17 protein-coding genes and 2 tRNA genes are annotated in these 15789 nt (G+C 33.0%); 9 read left to right on the top strand and 10 right to left on the bottom strand.

The window, feature by feature from the left end:
• The first annotated feature begins 199 nt into the window (after nucleotides 1-199).
• From BSF41_RS05750 to BSF41_RS05725, 6 genes are all read left to right on the top strand, one after another.
• Nucleotides 200-769: a YceI family protein gene (locus BSF41_RS05750; protein WP_253251762.1), complete on the top strand. Its 570-nt coding sequence runs from the start codon at nucleotides 200-202 to the stop codon at nucleotides 767-769.
• A gap of 5 nt (nucleotides 770-774) precedes the next feature.
• Entirely contained in the window at nucleotides 775-2226 is a 1452-nt protein-coding gene (locus BSF41_RS05745) for a hypothetical protein (RefSeq protein WP_095928567.1), read from the top strand.
• Between the two features lie 10 nt (nucleotides 2227-2236).
• Nucleotides 2237-2788 carry a hypothetical protein gene (locus tag BSF41_RS05740; RefSeq protein WP_095928806.1) on the top strand — a complete coding sequence of 184 codons (552 nt, stop codon included), beginning with the start codon at nucleotides 2237-2239 and terminating at the stop codon, nucleotides 2786-2788.
• 173 nt (nucleotides 2789-2961) lie between these two features.
• The gene (locus BSF41_RS05735) at nucleotides 2962-3360 is read left to right on the top strand and encodes a hypothetical protein (RefSeq protein WP_095928566.1); all 399 of its coding nucleotides are present in this window, start codon (nucleotides 2962-2964) and stop codon (nucleotides 3358-3360) included.
• 110 nt (nucleotides 3361-3470) lie between these two features.
• Complete coding sequence (locus BSF41_RS05730; protein ID WP_095928565.1) at nucleotides 3471-4112, top strand: O-methyltransferase; 642 nt, start codon at nucleotides 3471-3473, stop codon at nucleotides 4110-4112.
• Between the two features lie 195 nt (nucleotides 4113-4307).
• Nucleotides 4308-5027 (top strand): phytanoyl-CoA dioxygenase family protein, encoded by a 720-nt coding sequence (locus BSF41_RS05725; protein ID WP_095928564.1) that lies wholly within the window; start codon nucleotides 4308-4310, stop codon nucleotides 5025-5027.
• Nucleotides 5028-5333: 306 nt separating this feature from the next.
• On the opposite strand, the gene BSF41_RS05720 is transcribed toward BSF41_RS05725, so the two are convergent.
• From BSF41_RS05720 to BSF41_RS05690, 7 genes are all read right to left on the bottom strand, one after another.
• On the bottom strand, nucleotides 5334-5897 hold the full coding sequence (locus BSF41_RS05720) for a phosphatase PAP2 family protein (RefSeq protein WP_095928563.1): 564 nt from the start codon (nucleotides 5895-5897) through the stop codon (nucleotides 5334-5336).
• Entirely contained in the window at nucleotides 5897-6244 is a 348-nt protein-coding gene (locus BSF41_RS05715) for a twin-arginine translocase TatA/TatE family subunit (protein ID WP_095928562.1), read from the bottom strand. The genes BSF41_RS05720 and BSF41_RS05715 overlap by 1 nt, the downstream gene beginning before the upstream one ends.
• Before the next feature lie 153 nt (nucleotides 6245-6397).
• Nucleotides 6398-8641 (bottom strand): M1 family metallopeptidase, encoded by a 2244-nt coding sequence (locus tag BSF41_RS05710; protein ID WP_095928561.1) that lies wholly within the window; start codon nucleotides 8639-8641, stop codon nucleotides 6398-6400.
• Nucleotides 8642-8707: 66 nt separating this feature from the next.
• Nucleotides 8708-9214 (bottom strand): DUF6702 family protein, encoded by a 507-nt coding sequence (locus tag BSF41_RS05705; RefSeq protein WP_095928560.1) that lies wholly within the window; start codon nucleotides 9212-9214, stop codon nucleotides 8708-8710.
• Nucleotides 9211-9966 (bottom strand): hypothetical protein, encoded by a 756-nt coding sequence (locus tag BSF41_RS05700; protein WP_095928559.1) that lies wholly within the window; start codon nucleotides 9964-9966, stop codon nucleotides 9211-9213. The genes BSF41_RS05705 and BSF41_RS05700 overlap by 4 nt, the downstream gene beginning before the upstream one ends.
• Nucleotides 9956-10684 (bottom strand): carboxypeptidase-like regulatory domain-containing protein, encoded by a 729-nt coding sequence (locus tag BSF41_RS05695; RefSeq protein ID WP_095928805.1) that lies wholly within the window; start codon nucleotides 10682-10684, stop codon nucleotides 9956-9958. The genes BSF41_RS05700 and BSF41_RS05695 overlap by 11 nt, the downstream gene beginning before the upstream one ends.
• On the bottom strand, nucleotides 10671-11438 hold the full coding sequence (locus tag BSF41_RS05690; RefSeq protein ID WP_095928558.1) for a carboxypeptidase-like regulatory domain-containing protein: 768 nt from the start codon (nucleotides 11436-11438) through the stop codon (nucleotides 10671-10673). The genes BSF41_RS05695 and BSF41_RS05690 overlap by 14 nt, the downstream gene beginning before the upstream one ends.
• Before the next feature lie 164 nt (nucleotides 11439-11602).
• Here BSF41_RS05690 and pepE point away from each other — a divergent pair, with 164 nt between their 5' ends.
• Entirely contained in the window at nucleotides 11603-12310 is a 708-nt protein-coding gene (gene pepE / locus BSF41_RS05685; RefSeq protein ID WP_095928557.1) for a dipeptidase PepE, read from the top strand.
• Nucleotides 12311-12478: 168 nt separating this feature from the next.
• Here the strand turns inward: pepE and BSF41_RS05680 are convergent.
• A tRNA-Gly gene (locus tag BSF41_RS05680) sits at nucleotides 12479-12551 on the bottom strand.
• Nucleotides 12552-12649: 98 nt separating this feature from the next.
• Nucleotides 12650-12722: transfer RNA gene (locus BSF41_RS05675), tRNA-Gly, on the bottom strand.
• A gap of 135 nt (nucleotides 12723-12857) precedes the next feature.
• Between BSF41_RS05675 and BSF41_RS05670 the strand changes: the two genes are divergently transcribed.
• Complete coding sequence (locus tag BSF41_RS05670) at nucleotides 12858-13295, top strand: GNAT family N-acetyltransferase (RefSeq protein WP_095928556.1); 438 nt, start codon at nucleotides 12858-12860, stop codon at nucleotides 13293-13295.
• A gap of 1 nt (nucleotide 13296) precedes the next feature.
• The gene (locus BSF41_RS05665; RefSeq protein ID WP_095928555.1) at nucleotides 13297-14880 is read left to right on the top strand and encodes a murein L,D-transpeptidase; all 1584 of its coding nucleotides are present in this window, start codon (nucleotides 13297-13299) and stop codon (nucleotides 14878-14880) included.
• On the opposite strand, the gene BSF41_RS05660 is transcribed toward BSF41_RS05665, so the two are convergent.
• On the bottom strand, nucleotides 14869-15594 hold the full coding sequence (locus BSF41_RS05660; RefSeq protein ID WP_095928554.1) for a murein L,D-transpeptidase catalytic domain family protein: 726 nt from the start codon (nucleotides 15592-15594) through the stop codon (nucleotides 14869-14871). The two genes, BSF41_RS05665 and BSF41_RS05660, sit on opposite strands and share 12 nt — an antisense overlap.
• Nucleotides 15595-15789 lie beyond the last annotated feature (195 nt).

Genomic DNA, 15789 nt, shown 5'->3' with positions numbered 1-15789 from the left:
TTTTAGCAATCGATTATGCAGAAAATGAAAACGTTGTAGTTATTAAATACCAATTTAATAAAATTTTAACAATGATTTTTATCATGTACCAAGCTGGTTTATAAGTAGATCTTTGATACAAGTTAAAAACAAACAATAAACACTTAGAGATAGAATTGGCCGAGTTTATCTATTTTTTTAATCAAAATCCATAATTAAAATGAAAACCCATAAAATGAAATTATTCGCCCTTGTTATTGCAATTTTCGGAATTACCTCATTTGCGACAGCACAAAAATCATATGCCTTAGATAGTAAATCAACTTTTTCTGTAGCTGGTACATCTACACTTCACGACTGGGAAATGAAATCGGCGTCTGGAACTGGAACAGCAACTCTAAACATTGCTAACGGAAAGCTAACTGACATAGACGCTCTAACCGTTACTCTATTGGCAGAAAGCGTAAAAAGTGAGAAAAAAAGCATGGATAAAGTGGCATACGAAACGCTAAAAACAGATAAAAACAAGCAAATAAAATATGTTTTGAAGTCTGCTGAAAAAGTAAACGAAACTACTTGGGAACTAACTGGTACTTACACCATTGCCGGCGTTAGCAAAGTTTACAAAACTTCTGTAAAAACGACTGTTACTGCAAATGGATTAAATCTTCAGGGAAGCAACAAAATCACTTTCGCAGACTTCGGAATGAAATCGCCAACAGCAATGCTTGGAACAATCAAAACAGGACAAGACCTGACTATAAAATTTAATTTAAACTTTAATTTATAAACGCCATGAAGAAGATTTATATCCTATTTATTACAGTAATAAGTACGTTCGCTGTAAATGCACAAGTAAGCTTTGGAAACATGCAAAACCAAATCTCTAGAGGAAAAGACGGCATCAACGTTTTTGACGTACAAAAAGACAATAGAGAATTTAAAGGCCTTAGCATTGACTTTGGGGGTGCCTTCAACATGGATTTTCAAGCAACAAATTCATTCAACAACCAACCTGCTAGTTCTACAACTACTACCACTACAGCTACTGGGACTACTACTAGAACAATTACTGGATATCGTTTAATGAATACTGAAAACAATTTTACTCTTCCTGCAGCTGATATGTATATTGGTGCACAATTGTTTGACGGAGTACGAGTAAATTTAGATGTTTATTTAGCTTCAAGACACCACAATGACTCTTATGTAAAAGGTGGATACTTACAAATTGACAAGTTAGACTTCATCAAAAAAGACTTCTTGGCTGATGTAATGAAATATGCTACCATTAAAATTGGACAAATGGAGAACAATTTTGGTGATGCTCACTTTAGAGGTTCTGATAATGGTAATACCATCAGAAATGCATTTGTTGGAAACAACATCATGTATTCTTTCACTACAGAAATGGGTATGGAGGTTTACTACAACAGAAATGGATTGGTAAGCATGTTAGGTGTTACAAATGGTAATTTAAATCAAAGTAATGAAGAAGTTTTTTATACTAATGGTCCAAATACCAATACAACACATAGCCCTTCAATCTTAGCTAAATTGGGTTATGACAAACAGCTTAATGAAGACTTAAGAGTAAGATTAACTGGTTCTTATTACCATAATGCAAATCTTGGTAACGCAAACATATATTCTGCTAATAGATCAGGATTTGGTTATTGGGGTATATTGAATAATAACGCTTATAAAAATACGATTACTAAGACCGATGCTAATGGTACTGTTATTTCTACAACTACTACTGATGTTCCTACTAGTTTCAGTAAAACATCTACTCCAGAGGCAACGTTCAATCCTAATTTCAAAAACTGGGCTACTACATATATGATTAACCCTTTTGTGAAATATAAAGGACTTGAATTCTTCGGAACAATCGAATTAGCTTCAGGAGGAGACAAAGCGGGTACTGACGACAAACGTACTGCTAATCAATATGCTTCAGAACTTATTTACAGATTTGGAGGAACTGAACAATTCTATATCGGAGGAAAATACAATACCGTATCTGGAAAACTATCTAATGCTGATGCTAAAAAGGTTACCGTAGATAAATTTGAAGCAAGCGCTGGTTGGTTTATGACGAAAAACATTTTGGCCAAATTAAACTACGTGAATCAAAAATATAAAGATTACTCACAGTTTGTAGGAGATCCTGCTACTGGAAATGTAAACAACTTTTATGGCGGTAAGTTTGAAGGTATAGTATTCGAAGCAACCATTGCGTTCTAATATAAAAAAAATGAAAACGAGATTTCAAATATTAATAATGGGTTTAGCAATGTTCTTTTTACTAGGAAGTGCTAAACCCACTTTTTTCGCAGAAGATAGCGCTGTGGCAATTAATAAAATTAAAATAGAAATCACAGGACTATCTACAGTAGGTAAATATAATTGCTCCAATACCTTTGCTATAAAGGATACTGTTTATGTAAACTCAGTTAAAAAAAACACCTTTAATACTGATATCAAAATGTCAAAATTTGATTGTGGCAATAAGGTAATGACTAAAGATTTGCAAGGAACGGTAAAAGTCAAACAATTCCCAAACAGCACAGTTTCTATAAGCGACATAAAACCAATGGGAAAGAATTACAAATGCAGACTAAACTTTTTCATAACCGACAAGACGCTCAAATATAAAGATTTTATACTATATAATACTGATGATAAGATTCAAGGAACGCTTAGTTTAAAGTTCTCTGATATTGAGTTGGAGCCACCAGTAAAAATGGCCGGCTTGATTAAAGTAAAAGACGACATTGTAATTAATTTCAGTTTATATAAAAACTAAATTTTCTTGTAGAAAAAAATGAACACCAAGCTAAAAAAGTCAAAATTTGGCACAAGAATTGTTTTGCTCTCAAAAGAAAAATAATCTTACAAAGAGCTCAATCATTTTAAAATTTGTAATTTTATTTTCAGCCATTTAACCTTTAAGTTTTATCAACCTAAAAAAATGTAATTATGAAAAAACAAATTTTAAGTTTAGCTGTTGTTGCCTTATTAGCATTTGCTGTTCAATCATGCGAGAAAAAAGAAAATAAACCTGCCGAAGATGAATTAACATTGGGCAACAAAGTTGATTCTCTTACAACAGATATCGAAGAAGTAAAAGACAGTGCTGTAAGCAAAGCAGAAGGCGCTGCTGCTAAAGCAAAAGATGCTACAGAAACTGCTGCTCAAGATGTAAAAGACGCTACTAAAAAAGCGGCAAACGATGTTGAAAATGCAGCTCAAAAAACCGCAACTGATGTAAAAGATGCTACTAAAAAAGGAGCTGAAAAAGTTGAAAATGCAGCTAAAGCGGCCAAAGACGGAACTGTAAAAACAGCCAAAGACGTAAACGAAGCTTTGAAAAAATAAAGCCTTTTTAAATCTTAAAACAAACCATTCGCGAAACGAATGGTTTTTTTATGCCCAATCGCAAGCAGATATTTTTGTATTTTTGCCTTCAAATTACAAGATACTACAACATGCATTTTATATCACAAGAATTAGAAGATTATATCGAACAGCATTCTGAAAATGAACCAGAATTGCTAGCCAAACTTAATAAAGAAACGTATCAGAAAATACTTTTGCCTAGAATGCTCAGCGGTCATTTTCAAGGACGTGTTTTAAGTATGTTGTCAAAATTGATTCGTCCGGTTAATATTCTTGAAATAGGAACTTATACTGGTTATGCTGCTTTGTGCTTATGCGAAGGAATGCAGGAAAATGGTCAACTACACACCATTGACATCAAAGAAGAATTAATCGATTTTCAGCGAAAATATTTTGATATGTCTCCTTGGGGAGAACAGATTTTTCAGCATTTAGGAGAAGCAGTAAACATTATTCCAGATTTAGACTTAAAATTTGATTTGGTTTTTATTGATGCTGATAAAGAAAACTACTTGAACTACTGGGAAATGATTGTTCCAAAAATGAATAAGGGAGGTATCATTTTATCTGATAATGTTTTGTGGAGCGGAAAAATCCTAGAGCCAGTCCACCCAAATGATGTTAGCACAAAAGTACTTTTAGAATACAATCAGCTTTTAAAAGACGATCCAAGAGTAGAAACCGTTCTATTGCCAATTCGTGATGGGTTGACGGTTTCTAGAGTATTGTGATTTTTTAAGATGCTAAGGTTCTGAGATTCTGAGATTCTAAGTTTTTTTTAAAGATGCTAAGGCTCTAAGATCCTGAGCCTCTCAGTTTTTATACTGAATGATATATTATTGAGTTTCCTCTAGAACTGGAGGAACATAATTTAAGATGAAGACTTCCTCTAGCTAAGGCTGGAGGCAATTCAACAACTATTAAAGATGAATTATAACACAGAAATAAGCGCTGAAGGTTTTTCAATCATAAATAATGTTTTTACAGAAAATGAAATTCAGAATCTAATTTTGCTGATTGAAAACAAAACTGCAGATAATCAAGAAAATACGACTTTTAGAAAGTCTCAGGATTTATTTGCGATTAGACAATTTCATAAAGAAATACCTGAAACACTTCCTTTCATTTTTAATGAAAAACTGCAGGATATTATCAAATCTACTTTTGGCGAAGGCTTTTTTATAACAAAATCTATTTACTTTGATAAACCGGAAAAATCGAATTGGTTTGTGGCATATCATCAGGATTTAACGATTTCTGTTGACCAAAAAATTGAAGTGGAAAATTTTGAAAACTGGACTGTAAAACAAAATCAATTTGCGGTTCAGCCACCTACAGAAATATTAGAAAATAATTTCACTATAAGAATTCATATCGATAAAACTACTAAAGACAATGGCGCTTTAAAAGTGATTAATAATTCTCATTCAAAAGGTATTTTACGAATTGAAAATCTAGATTTTGAAAATCAAAAAGAAACAATTTGTGAAGTCGAAAAAGGCGGTATTATGATCATGAAACCCTTATTATTTCATGCATCAAACAAAACCACAAACAACGAACGCAGAAGAGTCATTCATATTGAATTTAGCAAACAGCAACTTCCAAATGGTTTGGAATGGAGCGAAAAAACAGTCATTAACTAAGGTTCTGAGACACTAAGATTCTAAGTTTCTAAGATTCTAAGTTTCTAAGATTCTGAGATTCTAAGTTTTACACTACTTACTTGTCTCCTGCTTTCGCTGGAGGTATATAATTTAACTACCTAAGGCTTTAGTCAAATACTTCATAATATTTGGCTAAAGCCTTTTTATTTGCCCATAAAAAAAACTCCAGCTAAAGCTGGAGGCAATTTATAATATATATCTTTAAAACTTAGCATCTCAGAATCTTAGCACTTAAAAAAAACTTAGTGTCTCAGAATCTCAGAACCTTAGCACCTTTAAAAAGAACTATCCTGGAAAATACTGTGGCTTTAGTTTTCTATAAACTAAATAAAGTAAAAATCCAAAGAGTGCTCCGAAGAAATATCCCGTAAGGATATCGCCTGGAAAATGCAGTCCTAAATAAATTCGGCTGTAAGCAAATATTAAAGGCCAAAGAAATATGAATCCGAAATATTTGAAATAGCGTTTTAAAATCAAAAATAAGAAAGTTGCAACTGCCATAGTGTTGGCAGCATGTCCAGAGAAAAAGCTATAGGATTTTCGAACCTGAACAACTCTAATAATTGTATTTACTTCTGGATCATTGCATGGTCGCAAACGCTGAAAAGTGTGTTTGAATAAATTACAGGTCTGATCTGTAAAAGCAATTAGAACAGCTATAAAAAGCAACAAATACAGGGTTTGTTTTCCTCCTATTTTTTTATAAATAAGATAGAATAGCAATAGAAAAAATGGCGTCCAATACAACTGATTGGTAATAATAAGCCATAATTTGTCGTATGTTTCAGAACCTAATCCGTTAAGAAAGATTAAAAGATCTTTATCTAATTCCTGTATTTTTTCAAGCATTACATTTGGCGTTTAATAGGTCCAGAAAGAGTATCAATATCTTCTTTTACTTTTTCGATTTCAGCTGTAGTGTCTCCTAAAAGGTTTCCAGTATCTCCAAGCAAATTAGATTTTGCATTATCAATTTCTGCGTTGATATTTCCAGTAATATCATTCAAAGATTTCGCGTCAAGCCCATTAGCCTCTGCTCCTTTTTGAATTTCACTTTTAATATCATTAGTTGCATTTTTTAACTGAGCCATAGCCTTTCCCATTGTACGTGCAATTTCAGGCACTTTATCAGAACCAAAAAGCATTAGCACTATAAACAGTATGAAAACTAATTCTCCTCCTCCTATACCAAACATAACTTTTATTTTTGTTGTCGCAAAGATATTAAACTTTTCAGGTTAGAGTTTTAAAATTAACTTAAAAAGTCCTTGAAAATACATTTAGTTAAAATAAAAAAGCTCATCAAGCTTTTATAAACCTGATGAGCATTTTATTAATTTCTATTTTATTTAGTCAAATTTTGACTTTGTTTCTACTTTTGGCCAAGAGTTATTGGTCACATCAATATCTGCTGTTAGCAATTGTGGATCAATTTGAATGCTCTTAATTGCTTTTGTAGTAGCGTAAACTTTTCTAGCCGTATCATTACTTTTTCTCCAGATTTGTGCTGGATATTTGTAATTATCTTTAGAACCATCTTCATAAGTAATCTCAACTAAGATAGGCATAATCATTCCGCCTGGCTTGTTAAATTCTACTTCATAGAAGTATTTAGGAGATTTAATAGAAGCTTTTTCTTCAGCAGTAAAAGTCTGATCTACGTAATCTGCCAAAGACTTGAAATCTTGCACTTTTAAAGCTTTTTTCTTAGAATCGTTTACTTCTGCATTATCTCCAGAAACTAAATAAACAAAAGGTCCTTTTTCAAAACCAAAACGTCCTTTTCTAACTTTTACATCTTTAATATCTGTAGTTGGCGTATCTGAAACGTAATATTGTTTTACATCTTTAATTCCGATATCTACAAAATCTGTTGAGTAGAACCATCCTCTCCAGAACCAATCCAAATCTACTGCAGAAGCATCTTCCATTGTTCTAAAGAAATCTTCTGGTGTTGGGTGCTTAAACTTCCATCTGTTTGCATACGTTCTGAATGCGTGATCAAACAATTCTCTTCCCATAACTACTTCTCTCAAAATATTAAGACCTGTAGCTGGTTTTCCGTAAGCGTTATTTCCAAATTGGTGAATGGTCTCAGAGTTTGACATAATTGGCTCTAAGAACTTTTGGTCACCGCTCATGTAAGGAACGATATTTTTTGCTGGCCCTCTTCTTGAAGGGAAATTTGGATCTAATTCCTGCTCTGCCAGATACTCTAAAAATGAATTCAAACCTTCATCCATCCAAGTCCATTGGCGCTCATCTGAGTTTACAATCATTGGGAAGAAAGTATGTCCAACTTCGTGAATAATAACTCCAATCATTCCGTTTTTAACTTCTCTACTTGTCACTCCATTTTCATCTGGACGACCATAATTCCAGCAAATCATTGGATATTCCATTCCTTGATCTTCTGCCGAAACAGAAACTGCTTTTGGATAAGGATAATCAAAAGTATGAGAAGAATAGCTTTTTAAAGTATGCGCTACAACCATTGTAGAAGTTTCTCCCCACAGTGGGTTTGCTTCTTTTGGATAAACAGATTCTGCCATAACTGTTCTGTTTCCAATTTTCACAGCCATTGCATCGTAAATGAATTTTCTAGAAGAAGCAATTCCGAAATCACGAACATTTTTTGCACTGAATTTCCATGTTTTTTTCTTTTCAGAAAAACCTTTTTCAGCAGCTTCTGCTTCTGCCTGCGTTACAATAACAACAGGTTTGTCAAATGATTTTTGAGCTTGCTCGTATCTCTTAACTTGCTCAGCAGTAAAGACCTCGCTTCTGTTCATTAATTCACCAGTTGCATCGATAACGTGATCTGCAGGAACTGTAATATTTACATCAAAGTTTCCGAAAGGAAGAGCAAACTCTCCACTTCCCCAGAACTGCATGTTCTGCCACCCTTCAACATCGTTGTAAACTGCCATTCTTGGATAGAATTGTGCGATTACATATAATTTATTTCCGTCTTTCTCGAATAATTCATATCCTGAACGACCGCCTTCTTTTCTATAGTTATTGATATTGTACCACCATTTTATTGAGAAAGAAATTTTTTCTCCTGGTTTTAATGGTGAAGTCAAATTAATACGCATCATGGTTTCGTTGATCGTATAAGACAATGCACTTCCTTTAGCATCTTTAACTTGTTCAATATTAAAACCGCGCTCTAAATCTTTTTTCAAATATTTAGAAGAAAAACCATCCAATGGAAGAACTTGACTTATTTTGTCACTTTCCGCTAATGAAGATTGCGTATTTGCTTTTGCTTGATTTTGATCTAATTGTACCCACAAATACTCCAGACTATCTGGTGAATTATTAGTGTAGGTAATAGTTTCAGATCCGCTTAATTTTGAATTTTTATCATCCAATTCAACATCAATTTTGTAATCTGCTTGCTGTTGGTAATAAGCAGGTCCTGGAGCTCCAGAAGCCGTACGAAACATATTTGGTGTTGCCAGCAAATCGTACATTTGGCTAAACTTGTTCGTATCGTACTTTCCCTGTTGTTTGGTTGGTGTGGTTGTTGCTTTATCCTGCGCCACTAACATTGCAGGAAAAAGTAATAATAATGAAAGTTTTTTCATAAAATTTTAATGGTAATTTCTTTAGGCTGTGAAAATAGTAATTAAAACATTAATTTTACCAATACATTAATATTTTAACAATTCTTTCCTTGAAGATTCTGTAAAAAGAACACTTCTTTTCGTATCAAATGCTGAAATATGTGTAATGTTTTGCTGTTCTGAATTCCAATCTACCAAAATCGTATTTGAAATTTCAAGTGTTTTAAACTTATCTACATCCTTAATTCTGGAATAACAGACCAAAACATCATCAGCTTCGACTTCTTTGGATAAAAAAGTTATTGCTTTTGATTGCCCGTTTACTTTAATCAGAAAGTGTTCTGATAAATATTTTTTTAATAATTCAACATCTGCCGGAGTTTCCTTGCTTGTACCAACAAATGTCTTTTTGTGATACTTTTTCTCCATTGCATTATTCAAATCATCAATAAAAATGCGTGAAGTAATTTGCAGCATTTTCTTTTCTGCCGCATAATTTACCTGAAAAACACCAACATAAAATTTATGAAAAGCAAATGCCGAAGACAATACAAACAAAACTCCCAGCAAAGGGAAAACTAACTTTTTTTTCATTTTTGAGTAGCCTCAGCTTTCTTAAATTCTTTATTCTTATTAATCATAAAATCCATTAACTGAAACTTCTGATCCGGATTTACCAAGTCTTTAGAATGCGGATCGTTTGAGCAATACATTAAGAAAAGCTCTACTTCGTCATCTTTCAGATTAAGCGTTTTAGAATAAAAATCTTTTGTAAAATTATCTTTAGCGTATTCTACAAAAGCAATATCTGTAACTTCTTCCTCTCTTACTTCGTCTTTTTTACTCAAAAGTTTTTTGACATCTTTAAATATTCGAACAAAATCAGTTCCGTACTTTATAGTCTGATCAGAAAGCATTGCATTGTTTTTTGCAGTAGACTGTTGATCGTCTTCAAACTGCATATCTACATATTTCTGCGAACCGCCTTGTAACGCTTTTACTTTTAATTCTTTATGAACAACAACTTCTTTAAGCTGATTATTAACTAAATCTAATTTTACTTTTAAAAGGATCTCAGCACAATCTTTTTCGGTTAAAACTATTTTTTTTGATTGAAATGTAAGGCCTGAGAATAATAAAGTATCTTTTGGCTGTGCAACAATATCAAATAAACCGCCAGAACCAATAAATGTCCTAACATTAGCATTAATATTCATTACATAACCACTTTCTATGGCTAAAAAATCATTTATAACCTGACCGTGTAATGGTTTCCTGAAACCGTTTTGTCCTAATACAATTTGACAAAATAAGCATACAACGAGTACTCCTAATTTATTTTTCATTTTCGAGAATTGTTAGATATTTTCTTGCTAGATCTGTGATTAAAAACATACTCATTGTTTTGTTTTTGATATTCAAAGATACAGCAAAATCAGCATCATCCACACAAAATAATTGAAATCCTTTAATATCATCAACTGGAATTTTCAATCTATCTGTATAATAATTCTCCTCAAAAAGGTATTCCAATTTTCTAAAAAGCGCTTCTTTTTTCTCTACATTAACCTCTTTTTTCAGCATCGAAGTTCGTCCCGAAATCGCATTTAACAACTTATCTACAGAAGTCGAATTTGCAGTATAAAGTTTTCGTTCTGCAGGCGTATATTTTTTTTGCCCGTACGGAATAATTCCTAAATTCTCAGCCGTTATATTCGCATTTTCATTGACAATCACTTCTTTTAACTCCACTTCCTTAGCCGTCATTTTTATAACCAAAGAACTAACAGTCAAATCTTCTGCCGATATTCTTCGCTTAACAGGCTCTAAGTTTACAGCAGAAAAAACCAAAACGTCTCCTTCATGCACTGCAATCGAAAAATTACCATCAGAATCTGAAACCGTAGCAGCTTGTGTAGCATTATTTATAATATTAACACCTTCAATCGAGGTCGACTGTTCTTGCACTCTTCCCACTAATAACTTCAAATCTGTTTTTTGCCCAAAACCAACCTGAACAAAAAAAAGAAAAACAATAATCGATATAATCTTATTTACCCTCACCAGCAATCATTTCTTTATATTTTACAGCCAATTCTCCTAAAAGAAATTCTGTAGAAGTTTTATTTTTAGAGTTCAATATCACCGTAAACTTATCATTTTCTATCGCATAATATTCAAATCCCTTTACATAATCTGCCGGAATTTTTAATCGGTCAATAAAATGATCCAGACTAAACATGTTTTCTAGAAGCCTCATGAAAAATTCCTTTTTCTCAACCGCAACTTCTTTCTTAAGCATAGCTGTTCTTCCTGAAAAGAAATTCAGCAACGGATCTGCAGAAATAGAACCGCCGGCCATTGATCCCGCATTTGCAGTAGCATTTAACGCAGTCGCCGTCTGCAATTTACGTTCTGCTGCAGTATATTTCTTTTGCCCCATAGGAATTATCCCCAAACTTTCGGCATTAATATTATCATACCGTTTTACCACAACCTCTTGCAATTGATACATAATCATAGTAAGATTAACAGCAAAATTAAGATTTGAAAAATCTTCTTGTTTCAGCATCACTCTTTTTTCTTTAAAACTTATTGAAGAAAAAACCAGAACATCAGTTGGTTTTGCTAAGATTGAAAAAGATCCAGACGCATTTGTTGTTACTGTTTCTTCTGTTTGCGCATTGATCACATAAATACCTTCCAAATCTAAAGTGCTCGAAACCACTTTTCCATTCAAAACGGAACGATCTTCACTTTGAGACCAACAAACCTGGCCCGCGACCACAATTAAAAAACAAGTAATTTTCTGAAACAAAATAAAATAAATTAGAAATATTCTTAAAACGGTAAAAATATCTCAAGTCCTTCCAAATTTAATACTAATGACTTCGTAAAAATATGTTAATTAAACCATTAAAAACTTAGACAAAAACAGAGTTTTTAATATCTTTAACAAACAAAATTTGAGTCTAAAAAATCATGAAAAGCGTTATTATTGCAAGCACCTCTACTTTACACGGAGGCAAATACTTAGAATATATTTTACCTACTTTAAAAACACATTTTAAAAACTGTAAAACCATCTTATTTATTCCGTATGCGCGTCCTGGCGGAATTTCGCATGATGAGTATACCCAAAAAGCTGCGGAAGCTTTTGCGAGCATCAACATTGATGTTAAAGGAATTCATGAATTTGAAAATCCGCAAGATGCTGTAAAAAATGCGGAAGGAATTTTCACAGGTGGAGGCAACACGTTTTTACTGGTTACCCAGCTTTATAAAAATAATATTATGCAGTTACTTTCTGAAACTGTAAAAAATGGAACGCCTTATTTAGGATCAAGCGCAGGAAGCAATATTTGCGGTTTGTCAATGCAAACTACGAATGACATGCCTATTATTTATCCTCCAAGCTTTCAGACTTTAGGATTAATTCCATTCAACTTAAACCCGCATTATCTGGATGCCGATTTGCAATCTAAACACATGGGAGAAACTCGCGAAACAAGAATTAAAGAATTTCATGCATTCAATTCGATTCCGGTTTTGGGCTTAAGAGAAGGAAGCTGGCTTGAAGTAAAAGGCGAAAAAATTACTTTGAAAGGTTCTTTATCTGCGAGATTGTTTAGACAAAATCAAGAAGCGCAAGAATTAGAACCAGAAAGCGACTTAAGCGATTTAAAGTAAAATCCAATTTTAAAATTCCAAATTCCAAAATTAAGTCAACATAAGGAATACAGAATTGGAATTTGGACCCGAGCGATAGCGAACAGGCGAAGCAATTTTAAAAATATTTAGAATTTAGGCTTAGTCTAAAAACAAAAAAGCCTCAAACAATGTTTGAGGCTTTTGAAGAGCGAAAGACGAGGCTCGAACTCGCGACAACCAGCTTGGAAGGCTGGAGCTCTACCAACTGAGCTACTTTCGCATTAACCGGGTGCAAATTTAAAAATTTTAATTTTAAAAACAAATAAAAATCAAAAATTTTATTTTCACAAAAACAAAACTAATAAGTTTGTTTTCTAGAGCGAAAGACGAGGCTCGAACTCGCGACAACCAGCTTGGAAGGCTGGAGCTCTACCAACTGAGCTACTTTCGCATTGGTTGTGCAAATATAGAAAGAAAGTTCAGTTAAAAACAAGCTTTTCGGCAAAAAAAATTAATAAAAAACAACAATTATTTATAACTGATTTAAAATTAAAAAGTTATAAATGCAATATTTTTAAAAAAAATCATGATCACAATTAAAGAAATTACGTCAAAAGAAACTTTCGCTGTTCGCCAACCTGTATTAAGAAAAGGAAAACCTATCGAAAGTTGCGTGTTTGAAGGCGATGATTTAGAGTCTACTCATCATTTTGGTTTATTTGAGGATAAAGATTTAATAGGAATTATTTCATTATTTGACAAAATCAACACTATATTTGCCGCACAAAATCAGGCGCAAATTCGTGGGATGGCGGTTTTAGACACCCATCAGAAAAAGGGATTTGGAGAAGCTTTGGTAAAACATTGTGAAACCTATTGCAATGAAAATCAAGTGGATCTGATTTGGTTCAATGCAAGAACAGCCGCCGTAGGCTTTTATCAAAAAATGAGCTATCAACCTGTAGGTGAAGCATTTGATATTAAAGATGTGGGCGAGCATTATTTGATGTTTAAAAAATTATAATATGAAAAAAATCTACTTTTTAGTAGTAATATGTATTCTTGTGGGCTGCAAAAAAGAGCGCCCCGAAATCACACCCATTGTCAAAAAAAAGGTGCCAGCAATTATACTTACTGATGAGAGAAAAGTTGAAATAGATACTGCAACGATAAATGTTTTTAAAAGCGAAACGTTGAAACAATTCTATATTGCATCTGAAAACCAAACGGTTTGGGGAAATCTTAAAAAGAGAGCTTTTGTTTTATTACAATTAGAAAAATCTGAAGAACTAGGCTTAGAGCCAGAAGATTACAAAATATCTCAGCTTAAAAAATTTGAAAGCAAAGTGACTACACTTAGCGATAAAGATTTGGCCGCTTATGACATTTTACTGACTTATAATTTTGAGAAATATCTAAATCATATATATAAAGGAAAGCTAGACCCTAAAAAATTATATACCAATTGGGATTTGGACGCGAAGGAATTTGATGTAAATTCTGTTTTAATTAAAGGATTCAATAAAAACAAATTGGACAGCATTGTTGAAAACATTCAGCCTAAAACACAAATTTACAAAGAGCTGTTAAAAGCTCTTCAAATCATAAACACTTTTCCAGATGATAATGTAAAACCGATTGAAGCTGCTGATAAAATCGTTTTAAACGATACTAATCCTGCTTTAATAAACATCAAAAAAAGACTTTTGTATTGGAACGATATGTCAGGAAAAGACAGTCTTACAACGATTTACAATCAAAAAACTTTTGAAGCTGTTAAAAGATTTCAAGAAAGACATGGCTTAGCTTCTGACGGTGTTATCGGAGTAGGAACAATCCGCGCTTTAAACTATTCTAAAGAAAGTAGAAAAAAACAGATAATTGCCAATTTGGAGCGCTGGAGATGGTATCCGTCAGAATTGGCTGAAAATTATTTCATTATTAATATTCCCGATTACAGCTTAAACGTTGTTGAAAGTCAGGACACGACTTTGGTTCGAAATGTTGTGGTAGGAACTAGTAAAAGAAGAACACCTATTATTACTTCGTTTTTAAAAACGGTTGTTTTTAATCCAACTTGGACTGTTCCTCCAACGATCTTAAAAGAAGATGTCGTTCCAGCAATGAAAAGAAACCGAAATTATCTAGCCAATAAAAATATTACGATTTATGATACTTCTGGAAAGGTAGTTTCTCCAATGGCATGGAATGAAAACAAACCTAATAATTATCGTTACGTACAAAGCCCTGGTTCTGATAATTCGTTGGGATTAATGAAAATTTTGTTCCCAAACCATCACAGTGTTTACCTGCATGATACCAATCACCGTGGTATTTTTGGACGTAATAATCGTTCTATGAGTTCTGGATGTGTGCGTGTTGAAAATCCATTAGAACTAGCACAACACATATTAGATGTTGATGGAAACTGGCCTCAAGACAGAATCGACACAATTATTGCAAGCAAAACAACGATGAGCTTTAAGATTACCAAAAAATATGCTTTATATCAATGGTATTGGACGGCATGGAGCAAAAAAAATCAGCTCATTTTCAGAGCTGATATTTATGATTTAGATTCGGATTTATATGATCAATTAAGAAATTAACCTCTCCTCCATCGAAAAGCTTCTAGATGGATGATAGATATATAAACACGATTTGTCTTTTATTAATTGAATAATTTCATTTGTCAATTCAACCGGAACTGCAGGACAGCCTTGACTTCTGCCTAATCTTTTATGATCTCTGATGAAAGATTCAGATACATAGTCTGCACCGTGCATTACAACACCTCTTTCGCGAGCATTGTCGTTTACGCCATTTTCTAGGCCATCTAAACGAAGTGAAGCACCATGTTTTCCTTGATAGATTTCGCCAGTTGCATAAAATCCTAAACTACTTTTAAATGAAGAATTAAGATTTGAAAATGCTGAAGCAAATTCTTCACCCGTATTTCTTCCGTGAGCTACAAGCGAATTAAACAAAATGGTATTGCTAGTCAAATCAATCACCCACAAACGTTTGGAGTTTGATGACAAACTAAAATCAATCAGTGTTAAGATATTTTTCTTAATCACTCCTTTTTCTTTCAACAAATAAAATCCTTTTAAAGCTTCCGAGAAAGTTTTAAGTTCGGGCATTTTAAAGTTGTTTGAATTTAATGAATTATAAACGCTCTCGATTTTAGAATCTACTGTAACTTTTTCGACTTTAACAATCGCTTTTACAGTGGCATTTTTTTTAAGGTCGGGTGTGCTTTTTGAATCTTTTCCAAAAGACAACAGCAAAAACACAAATAGCGGATAAATTTTGTAAATCATTGAATTTCTTTAGGTTAAACAAAAAATTTGGGTATCGCAAAAATATAAAAAAATCATGCCTTGCAAAATATAAGCCTGATTTTCAGGCCTTTTTTACTTAAACTTTAACATTATTAACATAAAAATGCTTTTTCTGTAAGATTTTGCCTTACAGAAAAAATCACAACATTTTGGCCTATTTCTTAAAAAAAATGA

This window comes from Flavobacterium sp. ACN2, assembly GCF_002303885.1.
In the GTDB taxonomy this organism is placed as follows: Bacteria; Bacteroidota; Bacteroidia; order Flavobacteriales; family Flavobacteriaceae; genus Flavobacterium.
This window is presented reverse-complemented; position numbering and strand designations above follow the sequence as displayed.